This window comes from Microbacterium sp. bgisy203, assembly GCF_057706945.1.
In genome coordinates this window covers 530,250-550,797 of sequence record NZ_JBYIPF010000001.1, presented here as the reverse complement: position 1 = coordinate 550,797, position 20,548 = coordinate 530,250, and the positions used below count along the sequence as shown (strand labels likewise).

Here is a 20,548-nt window from a genome sequence, read left to right as displayed (position 1 = left end):
CGAAGAACGCTCGATCTCCGAAGAACGCGTGCCTCGAGACCGCGGCTTACTGCCCGGTGTAGGTGTCGACCTTGACGATCTCGACGGCGATGTCGCGGCCGTTCGGGGCCGTGTAGGAGGTCTTCTCGCCCTCGGCGAGACCGAGGATCGCAGCTCCGAGAGGGGATGCCTCGCTGTAGACGTCGAGCTCGGAGCCCGCACCGATCTCGCGGCTGCCGAGGAGGAAGACCTCTTCGCCGCCGGCGACGATCGCCGTGACGACGGTGCCGCTCTTCACGGTGCCGTCCGACTCGGGGGCCTCGCCCACGACGGCATCCTTCAGCAGCTGCTGGAGCGTGCGGATGCGCGCCTCCTGCTTGCCCTGCTCGTCCTTCGCAGCGTGGTAGCCGCCGTTCTCCTTCAGGTCGCCCTCCTCGCGAGCGGCTTCGATGCGCGCGGCGATCTCGGTGCGGCCGGTGGTCGACAGGTGCTCGAGCTCGGCGGCGAGGCGGTCGTAGGCATCCTGCGTCAGGAAGGTCTCGGTGTTCTCAGCCACGCGTATCTCCTTCTCTCGTGGTACCGGGGCTCTGACGCCGGGTACCGGGGGGTAAACCGAACGCCCCGGCAGGCAGCCGGGGCGCGTGTGTCACGACAGACTACGGGATCCAGCAGGAGGTGACCAAACCCGTCGTCGCTTCCGCGACCGTGGGGATCGTCTCCTCGAACCGTCGGCTGTGCGTGTCGTCGGCGGGATACTCGACGATCCGCCAGCCGACGACGCCGTGCTCGGTGTCCTGCGCTTCGAGTGCGCACGTGACGGCGGCACCGCGCGGGTGCGTGATCTGGAAGTCGATCGAGATCGCGTGCTCGTCGATGAAGCGGAACCCGGTCGTGTCGATGTCGACCGATCCCATCGCCTGCGCGACCGTCGTCCACCCGAGGTAGCCGATCGCGGCCGCCGCGACGACGCCGACCGCGATCCACTCGCGCCGGCGCCGACGGCGGCTCGTGCGTCGCCCGTAGCGGTCGGCGAGTTCGGCCTGCAGCGCGATCGCCTCGGGGGAGGTCGCGTCGACAGGTGCGGGAGCGGTCATGGTGTGGGGTCCATCGGGATCCGAAGCCGGGGAGGGCGTTCTAGGCTGGAGTTCCAGGCTACGCGCTCCGCGCACCGCCCGGGAACCGCCCACCCCCCTGGATCTGGCGACCAGCCCCGAACACGAGGACCGATGCACACTCTTCTCACCGCCCTCCCGTGGCACGCGGGCCTCCCGACCCCCACCCCGACCATGACGGTCGACCCCGACACGGTCACGCCCGGGTTCATCGGGTTCTCGGTCATGGCGCTGATCGCGATCATCGTGGTTTTCCTCATCGTCGACATGCTGCGCCGCATCCGCCGTGCGGGCTATCGTGCTGATGTGAACGAGAAGCTGGATGCCGAGGAAGAAGCGAAGGCCGAGAAGCTCGCCGAGGAGCAGGCGCGTCGCGCCGAGTACGCCTCGGACGTCGACGACCAGGACATCGACCCGGCGGACGACCCGGAGACCGGCCGGCCGCGCGGCTGAACCGCACACCTCCCCTGCGCGCGCCGCTCGGCGACGCGGCGCATGATCAGCGTGCGCCGAGCGAGGGGACGACCGGGTCGAGCACGATCAGCAGGCACGCGGTCCAGTGGCAGAGGAACGCGAGCACCGTGCACACGTGGAAGATCTCGTGGAAGCCGAAGTGCCCCGGCCAGGGGTTCGGCTTCTTGAGCGCGTAGCAGATCGCGCCGCCCGTGTAGAGCAGCCCGCCGATCACGACGAGGATCATCATCGCGGCGTTCGCCTGGAACAGGTCGACGATGTACATGATCGCCGCCCAGCCGAGCAGCAGGTACAGCGCGACGTACAGCCAGCGGGGCGCGTTGATCCAGAAGACGCGGAACAGGATGCCGAGAAGCGCCCCCGACCACACGACGATGAGCAGCACCGCACCCTTTTCGGGCGGCAGGGCGAGCGTCGCGAGCGGCGTGTAGGTGCCGGCGATCAGCAGCATGATGTTCGCGTGGTCGATGCGCTTGAGGACAGCCTTGGTGCGCGGGCCCCAGTTGAAGCGGTGGTAGAGCGCGGAGTTGCCGAACAGCAGCACCGAGGATGCCATGAAGACGGCGCACGCCCACTTGGCCACGGCACCGTCGGCCAGGACGATGAGGATGATGCCGCCCGCGATGGCGAGCGGGAACGTCGCTGCGTGGATCCAGCCGCGCCACGAGGGCTTCAGCTCTTCCTGCGCGCTGACCTCCGCTGCTTCGAGCAGCGGGAGCTGGGGCATCTCGACGCCCTCATCTGTCGTGTCTTCGGGCACGAGGCGAGCCTACGCGCGAGCGTATGCCGGAGCGTACATACGGGTGGCCGTGCAAAATCCCTCCGTTCCGCTTCGCGTCCGGAGCGGTAGCGTAGAGGCGTGAACACGTCGGTGCCGCGCGAAGGACGGGGGCCGCTCTACCGCCTCTACAGTTCGCGACTCAAGCGCCGACTCACCCCCGAGACCGTGCCGCACCACGTGGCGATGATGATCGACGGCAACAGGCGCTGGGCGCGTCAGGCCGGCTACTCCACGGTCGCCCACGGGCACCGGGCCGGCGCCGCGAAGATGCACGAGTTCCTGCGGTGGTGCGATGACCTCGGCATCCGCGTCGTCTCCCTCTATCTGCTCTCCAACGACAACCTGCGCAAGCGCGACTCGCAGGAGCTCTCCGACCTCATCGAGATCATCGCCGAGCTCGCGGACGAGCTCTCGCGCGAGCCGGGGTGGCGCGTGCAGCACGTCGGACGCTCGGAGGAGCTGCCGCCCGACCTCGCGCGCGTGCTCGCGACGGCGGAGGAGCGGACCGCCGGGAACACCGGCCTCCACGTCAACCTCGCCGTCGGCTACGGCGGGCGGGGCGAGATCGTCGACGCGGTGCGGAGCATCATCGCCAAGCACGACGAGAGCGGCGGGTCGCTCGAAGAGCTCGCGGCGAGCCTCACCCCCGAGCAGATCGGCGAGCACCTGTACACCGGCGGGCAGGCCGACCCCGACCTCGTCATCCGCACGTCGGGGGAGCAACGCCTGAGCGACTTCCTGCTGTGGCAGTCGGCCCACTCGGAGTTCTACTTCGTGGAGGCGCTGGGCCCCGACCTGCGCGAGGTCGACTTCCTGCGCGCGATCCGCGACTACGCGACGCGCGACCGTCGCTTCGGCGGCTGACCCTGCCCGGCGCCCTGAGTACGCGTGCGAGAATGAAGTACGTGACCGCACTGGAGCCGTTCGTCGACTCGTTCGACATCCCTGCCGGATACCTCGACTGGGCGAGATTCGGACCCCTCTCGCCGTCTGTGCGTGCCGAGATGCACGCCGACGCCGAGCTTCTCGGCACCGGCCGCGCGTCGGGCATCGATCTCGTCGCCTCGCGCGTCGGCGAGGCGCGAGACCTCGTCGCACGCCTCCTCGACTGCCCGACCGACGAGATCGTCCTGCAGCCTTCCACCACTCACGGCCTCGCCCACGCGATGTTCGGGCTCGAGGGCACCGTGATCGTCCCCGCGCAGGACTTTCCCGCCGTCCGCGTGACGGCGCACCGCGCCGCCGCGCTCCGCAGCGATGCGACCGGTGGCGGCCTCGCCGTGCGCGAGATCGATCCGGAGGGAGGCATCGTCACGGTGGATGCCGTGGCCGACGCCCTCAACGACGACGTCACCGCGGTCGCCCTCAGCCTGGTCGATTTCCGCACCGGCGCCCTCGCCGACCTCGCCGGCATCCGTGAGGTCATCGGCGACCGCCTGCTGATCGTCGACGCGATCCAGGCGTTCGGTGTGGTCGACATCGACTGGAGCGTCGCCGACGTCATCACCGGCAACGGCTACAAGTGGCTGCGCGCCGGGCGCGGCACCGGGTTCGCGCGCTTCTCGCCGCACGCCCGCGAGCGCATCGCTCCCGTGCTGTCGGGCATCTCCGGCATGTCCGGTGACGCGATGAGCCTGGGCGCACCCGCGCCGCTGAGCGGCGCCGGGGCTTACTCGATCGCGCCCTCCGACCCTCTGGCCGCCTCGCGTCTCGCGGCGTCGCTGCGCGAGATCGTGGATGCCGGTGTCGCCGATGTCGCGGCGGAGGTGCGCGCACGCGCCGACGACGTCATCGCTCTCGCCGACCGCTACGAGGTGCCGATCCTCACCCCGCGGAGCGCCCACGCGGGGATCGTCGCCCTCGCGCCGTCGGACCCGCCCGTGCTCGCCGCGGCGCTCGCGAACCACGGTGTCACGGTGACCGCCCGCGGCACGTCGATTCGCGTGTCCGCCCACGCCGGCACCGGCGCCGACACCCTCCGCCTCCTCGGCGACGCCCTCGCCGACGCGCAGGCCGCCGGTCGCGTCGTCGCTGTGGAGTTCGCCCGCGACGAGCTCGGCGCCGAACCCGACATGCCGGAGATCATCACGATCGACCCCGACGCGCACGACGCCGACGACCTCCCGGCATCCTTCGCCGATGCCGCACCGGCTGCCGACACCGACGAGATCGTCCTCGCCGTGGTCGACACGGACACCGCCGGCGTCGAGACTCACGCCGAGGCGACGGAGACGTCGCCCGAGCGTTCCGCGGAGAATTAACCCGCCCGCAATCTGAGCGCGGCGTGTCGCACTCGCGCAGCTTCGCGGTGCGGTCGTACGTTCATCACATCGGGCAAGGCGCCCGGTCGAGTCGGCCTCACCACGACTCGTGGCCCAGGTCGACTCGAAACTGCCGGGTGATCCCACCCGGGGCGGGAGCGGGTTGTGACCACACGAGTTCCAGACCAGCAGCAGCACATCGAGCAGGCTGAGGGGGTGGAACAGGACCTCCGCACGTACGTCCTCGACACCTCGGTGCTGCTGAGTGATCCGAGGGCGTTCTTCCGTTTCGCGGAGCATTCGGTGGTCGTCCCGGTCGTCGTGATCACGGAACTCGAAGCGAAGCGCCACGATCCCGAACTCGGCTACTTCGCGCGCCAGGCGCTGCGCCACCTCGACGAACTTCGTGTCGAGCACGGGCGTCTCGACTTCCCCGTGCCGGTCGGCGCGGGCGGCACGCTCCGCGTGGAACTCGCGAACACGGATGCCTCGGTGCTTCCGGCGGGCATGCGTCTGAGCGACAACGACACGCGCATCCTCGCCGTCGCGATGCACCTCGCGCACGACGGCCAGGAGGTCACGGTGGTGTCGAAAGACCTGCCGATGCGAGTGAAGGCCGCGTCCCTCGGCATCCATGCGGAGGAGTACCTCGCCGAGCAGGCCGTCGACAGCGGGTGGACGGGCATCGCCGACATCAACGTGTCGGGCGACGACATCAGCGACCTCTATGAGACCGAGGTCGCCTCGGGCGACGACGTGCGCGGCCTGCCGATCAACACGGGCCTGATCATTCACTCCGAGCGCGGATCGGCCCTGGGGAGGGTCACCGGCGACGGCGGATACAAGCTCGTGCGCGGCGACCGCGACGTCTTCGGGCTGCACGGACGCTCGGCGGAGCAGCGGATCGCGATCGACCTGCTGCTCGACCCGGAGGTCGGGATCGTGTCGCTCGGAGGCCGCGCCGGCACGGGCAAGTCGGCACTCGCCCTGTGCGCTGGTCTCGACGCCGTCCTCGAACGTCAGCAGCAGAAGAAGATCATCGTCTTCCGGCCGCTGTTCGCCGTCGGCGGTCAGGAGCTCGGATACCTGCCGGGCGACCAAGCCGAGAAGATGAACCCGTGGGGCCAGGCCGTGTTCGACACGCTCGGATCGGTTGTCTCAGGGAACGTCCTCGAAGAGGTCGTCGCACGCGGGATGCTCGAGGTCATGCCCCTCACGCACATCCGCGGACGCTCGCTCCACGACGCGTTCGTGATCGTCGATGAGGCGCAGTCGCTCGAGCGGAACGTGCTCCTCACGGTGCTCAGCCGCATGGGGCAGAACTCGCGCGTCGTCCTCACGCACGACGTCGGGCAGCGCGACAACCTGCGCGTCGGACGCCACGACGGCATCGCGTCGGTCATCGAGACCCTCAAGGGGCACAGCCTCTTCGGGCACGTCACGCTCACCCGCTCGGAGCGCTCCGCGATCGCGGCGCTCGTCACCGACCTCCTAGAGGCCGGCGAGCTCAGCTGAGCCGTCTCGACTCGGCCCTGCGCCTCGCTCGACGACCGGGGGACCCCCTCACGGACACCCTCCCGGTCGTCGAGCGAGCGCAGCGTGTCGAGACGCCTCTACTCCCAGCGATAGCCCTCGCCGCGCACCGTGACGATGTGGTCGGAGCCGAGCTTCGAACGCAGGTAGCGGACGTACACGTCGACGACGTTCGAGCCGGGGTCGAAGTCCATGCCCCAGATGCGACTGAGCAGCACCTCGCGCGTCAGGACGGTGCCGGGGTTGCGCAGGAACTGCTCGGCGAGGGCGAACTCGCGCGCCGACAGGTCGATGTCGCGCCCCGCCACGGTCGTCCGTCGCGTCAGGATGTCGATCGTGACATCGCCCTGGGTGATGGTGGTCGCCGTCGGCGTCACCCGTTCGCGCAGACGGGATCGCACGCGCGCCATGAGCTCGGCGACCGAGAACGGCTTCGGAACGTAGTCGCTCGCTCCGGCATCCAGACCGTCGATCGCGTCGCTCGTGGCCGAGCGGGCCGTGAGCATGATGACGGGGATCTGGACGCCCTGCGCGCGGAGTGCCCGCAACACGTCGAAGCCGTCCATCGAGGGCAGGCCGACATCGAGGATGACGAGGTCGACGTCGCCTTCGAGCGCGCGGTCGAGGGCCGCCTGGCCGTCGTCCGCCGTGACGGTCTCGTAGCCGTCCGCGTGCAGGGCGCGGGCGACGAGGGCGACGATGTGCGGTTCGTCGTCGACGATGAGGATGCGTGTCATCCGGAGGCCTCTCGCTGGAGTACGACATCGCCGGCGCGCACCGGCGTGGGAAGGGTCGCGCGCGTGCCCAGCGGGATCTCGACCGTCAAGGTCGCGCCGCCGCCGGGAGTGTCCGTGACGAGGCACCGTCCGCCGTGCGCCTTCGCGATCGCGTCGACGATCGCGAGCCCGAGCCCCGACCCGCCGACCGAGCGCTTGCCGACGCCGCGGTCGAAGCGGCGGAACACGCGGTGGCGCATGGCGGGCGGGATGCCGGGGCCGTGGTCGCGCACCCACAGCTGCGCCCCCGAGGGGTGCACGGCGCTTCCGATCTCGATCGGGCTGCCCTCGGGGGTGTACTTCGCGGCGTTGTCGGCGAGCTGCAGCCACGCCTGGAGCAGACGGTCGCGGTCTCCCCGGATCAGCGCGTCGGCGCTCTGTTCGACGCTCCAGCTGTGCGCGGGGATGACGCCGACGAGCTCCGACACGCGTGACGTGAGCTCGGCGAGGTCGACCTCGCCCATCGAGAAGCTGTCGGCCTCGACCGCGGCGAGCAGGTCGATGTCGCCGATCAGTCGGGTCATGCGATCGAGCTCGGCGATGCCGAGTTCGCGGATCGCCGCGGCATCCGCGGGATCGTTCGGATCCATCAGCTCGAGGTGCCCCCGCACGATCGTGATGGGGGTCTTCAGCTCGTGGCGCACGTCGTCGAGGAGCCGGCGGTGCGAGTCGAAGGATGCCTCCGCGCTGTCGGCGACGGCGGGCGCGTGCGTGTCGTCGAGGAGCGTCCACGCGACGACCGCCGTGATCGCGAGGGTCGCGATCATCCCGCCGGTGAACACGCACACCGCCGGCCACGACACCTCGGCGCGCGTCGCGACGAGCGTCGTGAGCACGATCAGCGCCGTGCAGGCGAAGCCCGCGCCGACGGTGGTCAGCAGGAGCGCGAGGGTGCGCCCGCGTCGCGCGGCGTGCGACCGCCCGGGATGGACCCGGGCGGCGCCGACAGAGCGATTCACATTCTGATTATGGGGGATCGGCTGCCGTGAGCCTGCGACGCGGGACCCGCTCAACCCGGGTGGGTCATCGAGAGCAGGTCGAGCTTGTCGTCGAGCTGCTCCTCGGTGAGTTCGCCGCGCTCGATGTAGCCGAGGTCGATGACGGCCTCACGCACCGTGATGCCCTTCGCGACGGCGTGCTTGGCGATCTTGGCCGCGGCCTCGTAGCCGATGAGCTTGTTCAGCGGCGTGACGATCGAGGGCGACATGCCCGCGAACGCGGCGGCACGCTCCATGTTCGGCTCGAGCCCGTCGATCGTCTTGTCGGCGAGGACGCGCATCGCGTTCGAGAGGAGGCGGATCGATTCGAGGAGCGCGGTGCCCATGACGGGGATCGCGACGTTGAGCTCGAACGAACCGGATGCCCCGGCCCACGCCACGGTCGCGTCGTTGCCGATGACGCGGGCGCAGACCATCAGGGTCGCCTCGGGGACGACCGGGTTGACCTTGCCCGGCATGATCGACGATCCCGGCTGCAGGTCGGGGATGTGCAGCTCGCCGAGACCCGTGTTCGGTCCCGAGCCCATCCAGCGGATGTCGTTGTTGATCTTGGTGAGCGAGACCGCGATCGTCCGCAGGGCGCCGGATGCCTCGACCAGCCCGTCGCGGTTCGCCTGCGCCTCGAAGTGATCCTCGGCCTCGGTGATCGGAAGGCCCGTCTCGGCGGCGAGGAGCTCGATGACCTTCTGCGGGAACCCGAGCGGCGTGTTGATGCCCGTGCCGACTGCGGTGCCGCCGAGGGGGACCTCGCCGACGTGGGGGAGGACGGCCTTCACACGTTCGATGCCGAGGCGGATCTGGCGCGCGTAGCCGCCGAACTCCTGGCCGAGGGTGACAGGGGTCGCGTCCATGAGGTGGGTGCGGCCGGACTTCACGGCATCCTTCCACGCGACGGCCTTCGCCTCGAGTGCGGTGGCGAGGTGGTCGAGCGCGGGGATGAGGTCCTCGATCAGCGCCTGCGTGACGGCGATGTGCACGGAGGTGGGGAAGACGTCGTTCGACGACTGCGACGCGTTGACGTGATCGTTCGGGTGCACGGTCGCGCCGAGCTTCTGCGTCGCGAGGGTCGCGAGAACCTCGTTCATGTTCATGTTCGACGACGTGCCCGACCCGGTCTGGTAGGTGTCGACGGGGAACTGGTCGTCGTAGCGGCCCGTGATCACGTCGTCGGCGGCGGCGGCGATCGCGTCGGCGACGCCTGCGTCGAGCGTGCCGAGATCCTTGTTGGCCAGGGCAGCGGCCTTCTTGATGCGGGCGAGCGCGGCGATCTGCGCGGACTCGAGGCCGGTACCCGAGATCGGGAAGTTCTCGACCGCGCGCTGCGTCTGGGCGGCGTACAGCGCGTCCTTCGGAACGCGCACCTCGCCCATCGTGTCGTGCTCGATGCGGTACTCGGCGGTGTCGGTCATGTCGGTCACGTCCTTGTTCTCCGGTGTGTGTGCGCCTCGGCGCGTGAGTGGGTGTGCAGGGGGGGGTCTGTGTGGATGAAGGGTCTGCGTGGATGAGGGATCTGTGGGATCCGCAGCGGTCAGGCGTCGACGCCGACGGCGACGTGCGGGATCGCGGTGCCCTCGCCGAGACGGTAGTTCGCACCGACGATGCCGAGGCGCCCCTCGGCGACGGCGTCGGCGATGAGACGTGACGAGGCGAGCAGGTCGTCGATCGTGTTCCGCAGGTGCGCGATGCCGACCTCTTCGGCATCCAGCTCCCGCGGGTCGATCGCGTCGGTCTCGCGCAGCACGGTGCGCGCGGCGGGGACGATCTTCGCGATCAGGCGCCAGATGTGCGGAGGGAGCTCGGGGCTCGCGAGGGCGGTCGAGTCGATCGCGGCGCGGACGGCCCCGCAGGCGTCGTGGGCGAGGACGATGATGAGCGAGACGTCGAGGGCGTAGACGGCGTACTCGAGGCTCGCGATCGCCGAGTCGGAGGCGACCTGGCCGGCGTTGCGGACGACGAACAGGTCGCCGAGACCCTGGTCGAAGATGATCTCCGCGGCGAGACGCGAGTCGGCGCAGCCGAAGAGGGCGGCGCGGGGCGTCTGCGCGGCGGCGAGCTCGTGTCGGCGGTCGGCGTCTTGACGGGGGTGGCGGGGTTCGCCGGCGACGAAGCGGGCGTTGCCCTCGCGCATCTCCTCCCACACCTCGGCGGGTGCGGCGTGGCCGTCGTTGCGGGTCGGATCGGTCGCGGTACCCGTCATGGCGTCTCCTCCCGGAGGTCGCGGATCTGCTCGGTGAGGCCCTCCGCGGCGATCTTCGCGGTGCCCGGGTCGGTCTTGCCGTAGACGAGGACGGTGTCCGAGCCGGCATCCGTCGACAGCGCGTAGGTGAGCGCGTCGGTGCGCCCGTCCGACATTGTGTACTCGTCCCATTCGACGCCGTCGATCGTGACGGTGCCGCTCGGGGCGACGTTGCCGAGGCGGCGAGGCGCCCAGGTGTCGTCGACGCCGATGCCCTGCGCGACGTTGACGAATCCGTCGGCGGGGGCGTAGACGATGAGCCAGGTCTGGCCCTCGAGGCGGGCGACGTTCGCGCGCCAGGCATCGGGCACGGCCGGTACGACGAGGGTGTGGTCGGTCGAGGCCGACACGCGCTCGGCGACGGCGGCGACGTCGACCGGCTCCGGCTCCCGCAGCGACCCGCGCGGCACGCCGAGGTACACGACGGCCACGACGGCGACCGTGATGAGGAGCGCGGCGATGAGGTTCCGGAACGTCTTGCTCGAGCGGTACGTGGCCGATGCCGAGGCCTTGCGGTCCGCGGTCTCCTGCGGCGTCTCGGGGCGACCGAGTTCGGCGACGATGCGGGGGCCCGACGCCATCATGCCTCCGACTCTGTCGGACGCGCTTCGTCGAGGAGACGCTTGGCGCCCAGCAGCCACTCCTCGCAGCGGGCGGCGAGAGCTTCGCCGCGCGTCCAGAGGTTCAGCGAGTGCTCGAGGGTCGGAGCGCCCTGCTCGAGCTCGGCGACGACCCGCACGAGCTCGTCGCGCGCCTGCTCGAACGACAGGCTCGCGACATCGGCTGCGGCGTCGGCGGTCATGGTCTCCATCTTAGGTCGCGCCGGTGCGGGGCTCAGTCCTCCGACTCCGCGACGGGGCCCTCGGAGCGAGCGGCGAACGAGCCCTCGGCGACCGTCACCGTCACCTCCGCCCCGGCGGGCGCCTGCGCGGCATCCCGCACGATGACGCCGCCCTCGAGATGCGCGATCGCGTAGCCGCGGGCGAGCGTCGCGCCGGGGGAGAGGGCACGCAGCGACGCGCGCAGCTGCGCGGTCGTCCGCTCGCCGTCGTGGACGCGCCGGGTGACGACATCGCGGCCGCGCGAGGTGAGGATCCAGAGCTCCTGTGCGCGGGAGGTGAGCATCGAGGACGGGTCGCGCAGCACGGGACGCGAACGCAGCTGCCCGAGCTGGGCGACGTCGTGGGATATCCGCTGCGTGAGGCGCGTCCGCGCGCGGGCGCGGAGCTGCTGCACGAGCGCCCGCTGCTCGGCGACGTCGGGGACGACCTTCTTCGCGGCATCCGTCGGCGTCGACGCGCGGAGGTCCGCCACGTCGTCGAGCAGGGGGTGGTCGTTCTCGTGGCCGATCGCCGACACGATCGGGGTGGATGCCGCAGCCACCGCCCGCAGCAGACGCTCGTCGCTGAAGCCCAGCAGCGTCTGGGGGTCGCCGCCGCCGCGCGCGATGACGATGACGTCGACCTCGGGGTCGGCGTCGAGCGTCTTCAGCGCCGCGAGAGTTTCGGGGACGCACCGGTCGCCCTGCACCGCCGCGTGGATCGTGCGGAACCGTACGCCCGGCCACCGCAGCTCGGCGTTGCGGTGCACGTCCTTCTCGGCGTCGCTGCGCTGGCCGGTGATGAGTCCGACGACATGCGGCAGGAACGGCAGGCGCTTTTTGCGGGCGGGGTCGAACAGCCCTTCGGAGCGCAGCTGTGCGCGCAGGCGCTCGAGCTTCTCGAGCTGGTCGCCGAGGCCGGTGTGCCGCATCGCCGAGACCGTGAACGTGAAGTCGCCCGACTTCACGAAGTAGTCGCTCTTGACGCACGCGACGACGAGGTCGCCGACTTTCAGGTCGTCCGGCAGGCGCTGGAGGGTCGACGACCACAGTCGGAAGGAGATCATCGCGTCGGCCGCGGCATCCTTCATGCGGCCGAAGACGTGCCCGCCGCGGACGTTCCACGCGGTGATCTCGCCCTCGACCCACACCGATCCCCAGTTGGCGACGAACCCGCGGATCGTCTCGTTCAGGCGCGAGATCGAGGTCGGCGTGTCGGGCGAGGACTCCCGCGGGTGCACGGCGTCGGGGGGCGGCGCCTGCCCGGCGGCCGGGGCGAACGAGGTCATCGGCGGCGTTCCTTCCGTTCTCTCCCGCGGGGATGCCGGGTGTGTGCGGCCCGCACACAGCGTGCGCTCCCTAGAATCGGAGGGTGAGCAGCACAGCCGTCCGTCTTCCCGTCCCCCACGTCCCGGGGCCGCGTGGACGGCTTCAGGATAACCCGGTGCCGGGTTCCAAGAAGGTTCTCCTCGCGTCGCCGCGCGGATACTGCGCCGGCGTCGACCGTGCCGTCATCGCCGTCGAGAAGGCGCTCGACCGCTACGGCGCGCCCGTGTACGTTCGCAAGCAGATCGTGCACAACATCCACGTCGTCACCGAACTCGAGGCGAAGGGCGCGATCTTCGTCGAGGAGGTCGATGAGGTCCCCGAGGGATCGCACGTCGTCTTCAGTGCGCACGGGGTGTCGCCGGCCGTCGTGAACGCGGCGTCGGACCGCGGCCTCCACGCGATCGACGCGACGTGCCCGCTCGTGACCAAGGTGCACCGCGAGGCCGTGCGCTTCGCACGCGACGACTTCGAGATCCTTCTCATCGGCCACGACGGGCACGAAGAGGTCGAGGGCACCGCAGGCGAGGCGCCCGAGCACATCACCGTCGTGAACTCGCCCGCCGACGCCGACACCGTCGTGGTGAAGGACCCCTCGAAGGTCGTGTGGCTATCGCAGACGACGCTGTCGGTCGACGAGACGATGGAGACCGTGCGGCGCCTGCGGGAGCGGTTCCCCGAGCTCCAGGACCCGCCGTCGGATGACATCTGCTACGCGACGCAGAACCGTCAGGTCGCGATCAAGAAGGTCGCGAAGGATGCCGACCTCGTGATCGTCGTGGGCTCGTCGAACTCCTCGAACTCCGTCCGGCTCGTCGAGGTGGCGCTCGAGTACGGCGCGAAGGCGGCGTACCGCGTCGACTACGCGCACGAGATCGACCAGGCCTGGCTCGACGGCGTCGAAACGGTCGGCGTCACCAGTGGCGCGTCGGTGCCCGAGGTGCTCGTGCGCGAAGTGCTCGACGAACTCTCCGGCGCGGGCTACCGCGACGTCGAAGAGGTCCGCACCGCCGAGGAGGACCTCATCTTCTCGTTGCCGAAGGAACTCCGGCAGGATGCCGCGGGCAACCGCGACGGCCGTGCCCTCGGAGGGCGGTCGCGGGCGTGAGCGGCGAAGCGCCGTCATCCGATCCGGCCGGGGCGACTCCGGCCCTGCCGGGCGGAGATCCGCGCCCTCGGCCGCAGTACGGCGAGTACGCGACCCCCGAGGAGCAGCGCGCGGCGATCCGCGAGCCCGCGCGCATTCCGGCATCCGCCCCCGTCGTGCCGACAGGTTACGGCACGCACGCCGCATCGGCGCAGGTCGGTGCGCAGTCGCCGCGGCCGGGGGAGACCCCGCGCCCCGTGCGGATGTGGGACCGGATCCTCACCCTCGCCCTGCTCGTCTACGGACTGATCACCGTCTTCAGCGTGCTGCCGCAGCTGTGGGACTTCAGCGAGTTCGCGCAGACGTGGATGCAGCTCGCAGGCATCGAGGGCGAGTTCACGAACGTCGCGCAGGGTGAGATCTGGGGCAAAGTCGCCTCGCTCGTGTTCGTCGCGGGGTGGCTGGGCACGGCGCTCCTCGCGTGGAACTCGCTCACCCGCCGACGGATCAGCTGGTGGATCCCCCTCGTGGGCGCGATCGTGACCAGCATCCTCGTGAGCGTCTGTCTGACGGTGCCCCTGCTCGGCGATCCGGCCGTCGCGACCTACATCTCCGGCTGAGCACCGCGCCGCCCGCCGTTCCCCGGGGCTGCGGGGGCACCGCGTACGCTGACGGCATGGCCACACTCCTCGCCGTGCACCGTGCACGCGCTCCTGCCCGACCCCGGGACCATCGGCGTCACCGCGATCGACAAGCGGCCGGTCGACGGTGCCGTGAAGATCGGACCCTACGGCGTGTACGCCGACGTGCAGGCCGACCGCAAGCACCACGGCGGCCTCGACAAGGCGCTGTACGCGTACGCGCAGGAGGATGCCACGTACTGGGAGTCGGAGCTCGCGCGCGACGTGCCGCCGGGCTTCTTCGGCGAGAACCTCCGCACCGAGGGCATCGACGTGAACTCCGCCCGTGTCGGCGAGGTCTGGCGGATCGGCGACACGGTGCGTGTCGAGGTCACGATGCCGCGGACTCCCTGCCAGACCTTCGCCCGGCGCATGGGCGCCGACGAGCGCGGCTGGGTGCGCCGATTCTCCGACGCCCGGCGCCTCGGACCGTACCTGAAAGTGCGGAAGTCGGGCCGAGTGCGCGCCGGCGACGAGATCGTCGTCGAGTCGGTGCCCGAGGGTGCGCCGACCATCCTCGACATCTATCGCGCGCCCTGAGCGCGGTCCGCGTCGCCGGACGGCGAACGTCCCGGCATCCGTCGAGGGATGCCGGGACGTTCGGTGTCGAGCGTGATCAGATGCTGATGGAGTGACCCGTCGAGCCGAGCTGCTGCGTCGCCTCGACGACGCGGGCGGCCATGCCGTTCTCGGCGACCTTGCCCCACGCGCGGGGGTCGTAGGCCTTCTTGTTGCCGACCTCGCCGTCGACCTTCAGCACACCATCGTAGTTCTGGAACATGAATCCGGCGACCGACCGCGTGAACGCGTACTGGGTGTCGGTGTCGATGTTCATCTTGATGACGCCGTTGGAGACGGCGGTCGCGATCTCTTCGGGGGTCGAGCCGCTGCCACCGTGGAAGACGAGGTCGAGCGGCTTCGGGCCGGTGTGGAACTGCTCGGCGATGCCGGCCTGGATCTCACCGAGGAGCTCGGGGCGCAGCTTCACGTTGCCCGGCTTGTAGACGCCGTGGACGTTGCCGAAGGTCAGGGCGGCGATCCAGCGGCCGTTCTCGCCGAGGCCGAGCGCCTCGACGGCCTTCGCGACGTCCGCGGTCGTCGTGTAGAGCGCCTCGTTCGAGCCCTCGTGCTTGACGCCGTCCTCTTCGCCGCCGACGACGCCGATCTCGACCTCGAGGATCGCGTTGATGGCCTTCAGGCGGGGGAGGAGCTCCTTGGCGATTTCGATGTTCTCGTCGAGCGGCACGGCCGAGCCGTCCCACATGTGCGACTGGAAGATCGGGTTGCGCCCGGCCTTGACCTCTTCTTCGGATGCCGCGATGAGGGGCAGGACGAAGTCCTCGAGGGCGGGCTTGGGGCAGTGGTCGGTGTGGAGGGCGACGGTGATCGGGTAGTTCTTGGCGACCTCGCTGGCGAACTTCGCGAAGGCGATCGCGCCGGTCGCGCGGCCCTTGACGGTGTGGCCGGCGAAGTAGTCGGCACCGCCGGTCGTGACCTGGATGATGCCGTCGGAGCCGGCCTCCGTGAGGCCCTGGAGGATCGCGTTGATCGACTGCGAGCTCGACGCGTTGATCGCGGGGTAGGCGTAGCCGCCGGCCTTCGCGCGATCCAGCATCTCGGCGTACTGCTCGGGGGTTGCGACGGGCATTTCCACTCCTCAGGTCTGCGGATGTCTCCACTGGTCACTCTAGCGAAGCGGCGTGGTGCGCGGTGGGGATGACGCCGGGCAAAAGTCGCTGTCCGGCGGCTTGCCGGGTGGAAAAGAATCATGAATTCTTCTGCTGCCGCGCAGCGAAAAGACCCGCGAAGGCGTCGCAATCCCCGTAGGGTGCAAACATGGTGAGTTTGACCGCGGATATGAGCCCCCTCCACCCCGACCGGAACCTCGCGCTGGAGTTGGTACGCGCGACCGAGGCGGCGGCGATCCGCTCGGTTCCCTTCATCGGGCGCGGACAGAAGGAGCTCGCCGACGGCGCCGCGGTCGATGCGATGCGCGCCTTCCTGTCGACCGTCAACTTCGACGGCGTCATCGTGATCGGCGAGGGCGAGAAGGACAACGCCCCGATGCTCTACAACGGCGAGCACGTCGGCACGGGCCGCGGGCCGCAGTGCGACATCGCCGTCGACCCGATCGACGGCACGTCCCTCACGGCCGAGGGGCGCAACAACGCGCTCTCGGTGCTCGCCGTCTCCGACCGCGGAACGATGCTGGATGCCTCGAGCGTCTTCTACATGGACAAGATCGTCACCGGGCCGGCGGGCGTCGGGGTCGTCGACATCCGCCTTCCCGTCGCCGAGAACATCCGCCTGCTCGCGAAGGCCCTCGGAAAGCCCATCGACGAGCTCGTCGTGTCGGTGCTCAACCGGCCGCGCCACGCGAAGCTGATCGAGCAGATCCGCGACGCGGGCGCCGGCACCCGTCTGATGAGCGACGGCGACGTCGCCGGCGGCATCAACGCCGCCCGTTACAACGCCCGCACCGACATGTGCATCGGCATCGGCGGCTCGCCGGAGGGCGTCGCGACCACGTGCGCGATCAAGGCGCTCGGCGGACACATCCAGGGCCGGCTGTGGCCGCGCGACGACGACGAGAAGCAGAAGGGTATCGACGCGGGCCTGAAGCTCGACGACTACGTCTACGAGGCCGACGAACTCGTCACGGGCAAGAACACGATCTTCGTCGCGACGGGCGTCACCAACGGCGAGCTCGTCGGCGGTGTGCGCCGCTCGGGGCCCGACTACGTCATCACGGAGAGCATCGTGCTGCGCGGCGCGTCGGGAACGCTCCGCCGGATCACCTCGGAGCACCTCGCCTCGAAGTGGCTGTGAGCCCGCGGGTGCCGTGAAGCTCCGGGTGCGGTGATCCCCCTATACCGCGCCACGTCCGCCGGGGCAAGGGTCATTGTTCCGGCGCGTGAAATCGCAGACTCCCGAGCGCTGTCTGGCACAATGGATGACGGTCACCGGAGACCCGCACGTCCTACGTCATCACCGGGGGTTCACATGTCCGCAGCAGCCAGCCATCCGAGAACGGGTCAGATCTCCCTGCCCAGAACGGGCCAGATCGCCGTTCCCGTCGTCGACAGCTCACGCCGTCCCGACGTGCTCCTGCGACGCCGTACGCCCGAAGGTCATCAAGTCAACGCCTGGTGGATGATCGGCGCGTTCGTCGGCGTCTCCCTCGCCGTCGTGGGTCTTCTCAACTTCTTCCCGGGCGGATACTGACCACCTCCCTTCGTCCTCCCGCCGCTCGCCGACAGATCGTCACAGTCGCTCGCGGAGTTCGCCGACGTCGGCGCTGAGGTGCTCGGTCAGTTCGGGGGCAGCAAGCTTGCGGGGCGTCTTCTCGATGCTCGCGGGCGTGGCGACGGCATCCAGCTTCGTGTCGTCGATCCCGGGGAAGCGCCGCGCGCTCACGAGAACCCGTGACTCGAGCGACCCCGCGAAGCGGTTGTAGCTGTCGACGGTGCGCTCGATCGCTCGGCGCAGGTCGTCGGTGTGCGTCGCGAGGCCGCCCAGGCGCTGGTAGAGCTCATTGCCGAGGTCGAACAGCCGCCGCGCCTCGGTGGAGACGTCCTGTTGGGTCCAGGTGTACGCGACGGTCTTGAGCACGGCCCAGAGGTTCACCGGGGAGGCGAGGGCGACGCGGCGCGAGAACGCGTAATCGAGCAGGCTCGGGTCTTCGTCGAGCGCGGCGGCGAGGAGCGACTCGCTCGGAAGGAAGCACACGACGAACTCGGGACTCGACGACAACCCCGCCCAGTACTGCTTGCCCGCGAGCGCGTCGATGTGGGCCCGCACGGCCTTCACGTGCTTCTGGAGGAGCCGGGTACGCTGCGCGGCCTGATCGCCCTGCGCCGTGACGGGGATCGCGGATGCCTCCAAATACGCGTCGAGCGGCACCTTCGCGTCGACCGCGAGAGCCTTGTCGCCGGGCAGGCGCACGACCATGTCGGGCCGTCCATCGCCCGCGTCGGACGTGAGTGAGGCCTGGACGTCGAAGTCGACGTAGCGGGTGAGTCCCGCCGCCTCGACGACGCGGCGGAGCTGCGTCTCGCCCCACACCCCGCGCGTTGCGTTGGAGCGCAGAGCGCCGGCGAGCGATTCCGTGGTCGCCCGAAGCGCCTCATCTGCCTCGTGCGCGCGGCGCAGTTGCTCGGTGAGCGACCCGTACTGCGCGCCGCGCTCACGCTCGAGCTCGTCGACCTTACGCTGCATCGACTGCAGCGTCTCCTGCACCGGCGCGAGCGCGCGCAGCACGACCTGCTCGCGGCGTTCGCGCTCCTGCTGGGTGACCTGATCGGCGCGGGACTGCGCACCGAGCTCGCGCGTCAGGGCCCGCTGCTGCTCGAGCTGGTCAGAGAGGGAGCGGTGCGCCGCCTCGGCGGCCACCGCCCGCGCTGACAGGGCCGCGCGCTCGTCGCTCGCGCGCTCCGCGGCACGCGCCGAGGCGCCGAACCAGCCCGCGAGGAACCCGGCGAGGAGGGTGACGACCGCGATCGCGGTGACGATGAAGGCATCCATGACCCCATGGTGACGGAGGGGTCGGACATCGGCGGTCCGGCGCGCTCAGCGCGGGGCGGAGGCGGTCGCCGGGGTGGGGATCTGCGGCACGCGCACGCCGAGGAGCATCGCGAGTTCGATGACGTCGGTGGCTCCGGCGCGTGCGGCGGCGTCGATCACGATGTGCGCGCACGCCAGCGCGTCGGCGGCGGCGTCGTGGTGCGCGAAGTCGAGGAATCCGGCCGCCGCCGCGACGAGCGGAAGGCGGTAGGACGCCAGGTCGTACGTCTTCCGTGCCACCTGGAGGCTGCACAGGTACCTGGCGGGCGGGCATGCGGCATCCGTCGCCTCGCACGCGCGCCGGAGAACGCCCATGTCGAAGCCGGCGTTGTGCGCGACGAGCACGTCGTCACCCGCGAACGCGGTGAGGTCGGGCAGCTGCTGCGTCCACGTCGGCGCGTCACGCACATCGGACGGACGGATGCCGTGGATGCCGATGTTCAGCTCGAAGAACCGGTCGTGCCCGGGCGGCGGCTGGATGAGCCACCCGGCGGTGTCAACGACGCGCCCGTCGCGGACGCGGGCGAGGCCCACGGCGCAGGCGGAGGCGCTGGAGGAGTTCGCCGTCTCGAAGTCGATCGCGGTGAAATCCAGGGGCACGAGATCACTCTCTCCCCGGTCTCGGACATCGCGGTCCAGGCGCGCCGCGCCCCGCCGCCGGAAACGTGCTCGGCGCGCGACGGCCGCGCGCACGAGAGGGGTGCGCGCACGAAAAAGGGAGGGGCGGACCCGCTGCGGCCGCCCCTCCCTGGTCTCTCGTCGTATCAGGAGGTCATGCGTCAGTACGTCATCACGATGCGGCCGTCGATCTTTCCGCGTTCCATCCGCTCGAAGATGTCGTTGATGTCGTCGAGCGACTCGACGCTGACGGTCGGGTGGATCTCGCCGCGCGCGTAGAAATCGAGCGCCTCGATCATGTCCTGACGGGTGCCGACGATCGATCCGCGGATCGTGATGGCGCGCAGCACGATGTCGAAGATGTCGGCGTCGAAGGTCCCCGGCGGAAGGCCGTTGAAGACGATCGTCGCGCCGCGGCGGACGACCGCGAGGGCCTGGTCGAACGCCTTCGGGTGCACCGCTGTGACGAGCACGCCGTGCGTCCCGCCGGTGGCCGCCTGCACGGCTTCGCCCGGGTCGTCGGTCGCCGCGTTGACGGTGACCTCCGCGCCGTGCGTGCGGGCGAGCTCCAGCTTCGCGTCGTCGACGTCGACCGCCGCGACCCGCATGCCCATCGCGCGGGCGTACTGGACGGCGATGTGGCCGAGGCCGCCGATGCCCGAGATCGTCACCCATTCGCCGGGGCGGACTCCCGTCATCTTGAGGCCCTTGTAGACGGTGACGCCCGCGCAGAGGATCGGGGCGACCTCCACCGGGTCGGCGCCCTCGGGGATGCGGGCGGCGAACCGCTCGTCGACGAGCATGTACTCGCCGAAGCTGCCGTCGACCGAGTACCCGCCGTTCTGCTGCTGCTCGCACAGCGTCTCCCAGCCGGTGCGGCAGTACTGGCAGATGCCGCACGCCGACCAGAGCCAGGCGTTGCCGACCTTCTGGCCGACCTCCAGCGTCGTGACGCCCTCGCCGAGCGCGACGACCTCGCCGTAGCCCTCGTGGCCGGGGATGAGGTGCTCCTTCGGGGCGACCGGCCAGTCGCCGCGAGCCGCGTGCAGATCGGTGTGGCAGACACCGCTCGCGATGACGCGGACGAGCGCCTGCCCGGGGCCGGGCGTCGGAACCTGCACGTCCTCGACGACGAGCGGTTCGCCGGAGGTGACGACGACGGCGGCGCGCATCGTCGTGGGCGGGGCGTCGGCGTGCGACGCGGTTGTTGTGGGGGTGGGGGTCAGAGTCGTCATCGACATCACTTCCTCGTGTGTGACCGGTGCGGCGGGAGGGTCGCCGTGTCTGGAACGGTACGTGCGCGC

General features: G+C 70.3%; 23 protein-coding genes. 9 read left to right on the top strand and 14 right to left on the bottom strand.

All coding sequences use genetic code 11. The features are described 5' to 3' along the window. Positions 1 to 46: 46 nt before the first annotated feature. Both greA and AC3ENQ_RS02700 read right to left on the bottom strand, forming a co-directional pair. Positions 47 to 535, bottom strand: a complete 489-nt coding sequence (gene greA, locus AC3ENQ_RS02705; protein ID WP_431801429.1) for a transcription elongation factor GreA — start codon at positions 533 to 535, stop codon at positions 47 to 49. 100 nt (positions 536 to 635) lie between these two features. After that, positions 636 to 1,073 (bottom strand): DUF4307 domain-containing protein, encoded by a 438-nt coding sequence (locus AC3ENQ_RS02700; protein ID WP_431801428.1) that lies wholly within the window; start codon positions 1,071 to 1,073, stop codon positions 636 to 638. A 132-nt stretch (positions 1,074 to 1,205) separates the two neighbouring features. Here AC3ENQ_RS02700 and AC3ENQ_RS02695 point away from each other — a divergent pair, with 132 nt between their 5' ends. After that, entirely contained in the window at positions 1,206 to 1,544 is a 339-nt protein-coding gene (locus tag AC3ENQ_RS02695) for a hypothetical protein (protein ID WP_431801426.1), read from the top strand. 46 nt (positions 1,545 to 1,590) lie between these two features. On the opposite strand, the gene trhA is transcribed toward AC3ENQ_RS02695, so the two are convergent. After that, entirely contained in the window at positions 1,591 to 2,292 is a 702-nt protein-coding gene (trhA, locus tag AC3ENQ_RS02690) for a PAQR family membrane homeostasis protein TrhA (RefSeq protein ID WP_431801751.1), read from the bottom strand. Positions 2,293 to 2,424: 132 nt separating this feature from the next. Here trhA and AC3ENQ_RS02685 point away from each other — a divergent pair, with 132 nt between their 5' ends. From AC3ENQ_RS02685 to phoH2, 3 genes are all read left to right on the top strand, one after another. Continuing rightward, on the top strand, positions 2,425 to 3,210 hold the full coding sequence (locus AC3ENQ_RS02685) for an isoprenyl transferase (RefSeq protein WP_431801424.1): 786 nt from the start codon (positions 2,425 to 2,427) through the stop codon (positions 3,208 to 3,210). Between the two features lie 41 nt (positions 3,211 to 3,251). Beyond that, positions 3,252 to 4,607, top strand: a complete 1,356-nt coding sequence (locus AC3ENQ_RS02680) for an aminotransferase class V-fold PLP-dependent enzyme (RefSeq protein WP_431801422.1) — start codon at positions 3,252 to 3,254, stop codon at positions 4,605 to 4,607. A gap of 165 nt (positions 4,608 to 4,772) precedes the next feature. Further along, on the top strand, positions 4,773 to 6,122 hold the full coding sequence (gene phoH2, locus AC3ENQ_RS02675; RefSeq protein ID WP_431801420.1) for an RNA 5'-3' helicase PhoH2: 1,350 nt from the start codon (positions 4,773 to 4,775) through the stop codon (positions 6,120 to 6,122). A 98-nt stretch (positions 6,123 to 6,220) separates the two neighbouring features. Here phoH2 and AC3ENQ_RS02670 read toward each other — a convergent pair whose 3' ends face one another. The 7 genes from AC3ENQ_RS02670 to xseA form a co-directional block, all read right to left on the bottom strand. Continuing rightward, positions 6,221 to 6,877 (bottom strand): response regulator transcription factor, encoded by a 657-nt coding sequence (locus AC3ENQ_RS02670; protein WP_431801418.1) that lies wholly within the window; start codon positions 6,875 to 6,877, stop codon positions 6,221 to 6,223. Beyond that, the gene (locus tag AC3ENQ_RS02665; protein ID WP_431801416.1) at positions 6,874 to 7,875 is read right to left on the bottom strand and encodes a sensor histidine kinase; all 1,002 of its coding nucleotides are present in this window, start codon (positions 7,873 to 7,875) and stop codon (positions 6,874 to 6,876) included. Before AC3ENQ_RS02665 ends, AC3ENQ_RS02670 begins: the two co-directional genes overlap by 4 nt. A 50-nt stretch (positions 7,876 to 7,925) precedes the next feature. Further along, positions 7,926 to 9,323 carry a class II fumarate hydratase gene (locus AC3ENQ_RS02660; protein ID WP_431801749.1) on the bottom strand — a complete coding sequence of 466 codons (1,398 nt, stop codon included), beginning with the start codon at positions 9,321 to 9,323 and terminating at the stop codon, positions 7,926 to 7,928. A 119-nt stretch (positions 9,324 to 9,442) separates the two neighbouring features. Then, on the bottom strand, positions 9,443 to 10,111 hold the full coding sequence (locus AC3ENQ_RS02655) for a carbonic anhydrase (protein WP_431801414.1): 669 nt from the start codon (positions 10,109 to 10,111) through the stop codon (positions 9,443 to 9,445). Beyond that, the gene (locus tag AC3ENQ_RS02650) at positions 10,108 to 10,734 is read right to left on the bottom strand and encodes a DUF4245 family protein (protein ID WP_431801412.1); all 627 of its coding nucleotides are present in this window, start codon (positions 10,732 to 10,734) and stop codon (positions 10,108 to 10,110) included. Before AC3ENQ_RS02650 ends, AC3ENQ_RS02655 begins: the two co-directional genes overlap by 4 nt. After that, positions 10,731 to 10,961, bottom strand: a complete 231-nt coding sequence (locus AC3ENQ_RS02645) for an exodeoxyribonuclease VII small subunit (protein WP_431801410.1) — start codon at positions 10,959 to 10,961, stop codon at positions 10,731 to 10,733. Before AC3ENQ_RS02645 ends, AC3ENQ_RS02650 begins: the two co-directional genes overlap by 4 nt. A gap of 23 nt (positions 10,962 to 10,984) precedes the next feature. Next, a complete protein-coding gene (gene xseA / locus AC3ENQ_RS02640) occupies positions 10,985 to 12,259 on the bottom strand; it encodes an exodeoxyribonuclease VII large subunit (protein WP_431801408.1) in 1,275 nt (424 codons plus the stop codon). 155 nt (positions 12,260 to 12,414) lie between these two features. On the opposite strand from xseA, the gene AC3ENQ_RS02635 reads away from it, so the two are divergent. From AC3ENQ_RS02635 to AC3ENQ_RS02625, 3 genes are all read left to right on the top strand, one after another. Then, positions 12,415 to 13,404: a 4-hydroxy-3-methylbut-2-enyl diphosphate reductase gene (locus AC3ENQ_RS02635; protein WP_431801406.1), complete on the top strand. Its 990-nt coding sequence runs from the start codon at positions 12,415 to 12,417 to the stop codon at positions 13,402 to 13,404. Then, a complete protein-coding gene (locus AC3ENQ_RS02630) occupies positions 13,401 to 14,003 on the top strand; it encodes a DUF6264 family protein (RefSeq protein ID WP_431801404.1) in 603 nt (200 codons plus the stop codon). The genes AC3ENQ_RS02635 and AC3ENQ_RS02630 overlap by 4 nt, the downstream gene beginning before the upstream one ends. Positions 14,004 to 14,084: 81 nt before the next feature. Further along, positions 14,085 to 14,603 carry an MOSC domain-containing protein gene (locus AC3ENQ_RS02625; protein ID WP_431801402.1) on the top strand — a complete coding sequence of 173 codons (519 nt, stop codon included), beginning with the start codon at positions 14,085 to 14,087 and terminating at the stop codon, positions 14,601 to 14,603. Positions 14,604 to 14,679: 76 nt separating this feature from the next. On the opposite strand, the gene fbaA is transcribed toward AC3ENQ_RS02625, so the two are convergent. Beyond that, positions 14,680 to 15,711, bottom strand: coding sequence for a class II fructose-bisphosphate aldolase (gene fbaA, locus AC3ENQ_RS02620; RefSeq protein WP_431801400.1), 1,032 nt, complete (start codon positions 15,709 to 15,711; stop codon positions 14,680 to 14,682). 188 nt (positions 15,712 to 15,899) lie between these two features. Between fbaA and glpX the strand changes: the two genes are divergently transcribed. Both glpX and AC3ENQ_RS02610 read left to right on the top strand, forming a co-directional pair. Further along, on the top strand, positions 15,900 to 16,892 hold the full coding sequence (gene glpX / locus AC3ENQ_RS02615) for a class II fructose-bisphosphatase (RefSeq protein ID WP_431801398.1): 993 nt from the start codon (positions 15,900 to 15,902) through the stop codon (positions 16,890 to 16,892). A 174-nt stretch (positions 16,893 to 17,066) separates the two neighbouring features. Next, positions 17,067 to 17,288 (top strand): UDP-N-acetylmuramyl pentapeptide phosphotransferase, encoded by a 222-nt coding sequence (locus AC3ENQ_RS02610; protein WP_431801396.1) that lies wholly within the window; start codon positions 17,067 to 17,069, stop codon positions 17,286 to 17,288. A gap of 39 nt (positions 17,289 to 17,327) precedes the next feature. Here AC3ENQ_RS02610 and AC3ENQ_RS02605 read toward each other — a convergent pair whose 3' ends face one another. The 3 genes from AC3ENQ_RS02605 to adhP form a co-directional block, all read right to left on the bottom strand. Then, complete coding sequence (locus AC3ENQ_RS02605) at positions 17,328 to 18,587, bottom strand: DNA recombination protein RmuC (RefSeq protein WP_431801394.1); 1,260 nt, start codon at positions 18,585 to 18,587, stop codon at positions 17,328 to 17,330. 45 nt (positions 18,588 to 18,632) lie between these two features. Next, on the bottom strand, positions 18,633 to 19,226 hold the full coding sequence (locus AC3ENQ_RS02600; protein WP_431801392.1) for an exonuclease domain-containing protein: 594 nt from the start codon (positions 19,224 to 19,226) through the stop codon (positions 18,633 to 18,635). A gap of 179 nt (positions 19,227 to 19,405) precedes the next feature. Further along, entirely contained in the window at positions 19,406 to 20,479 is a 1,074-nt protein-coding gene (adhP, locus tag AC3ENQ_RS02595; RefSeq protein WP_431801390.1) for an alcohol dehydrogenase AdhP, read from the bottom strand. Positions 20,480 to 20,548: the final 69 nt, after the last annotated feature.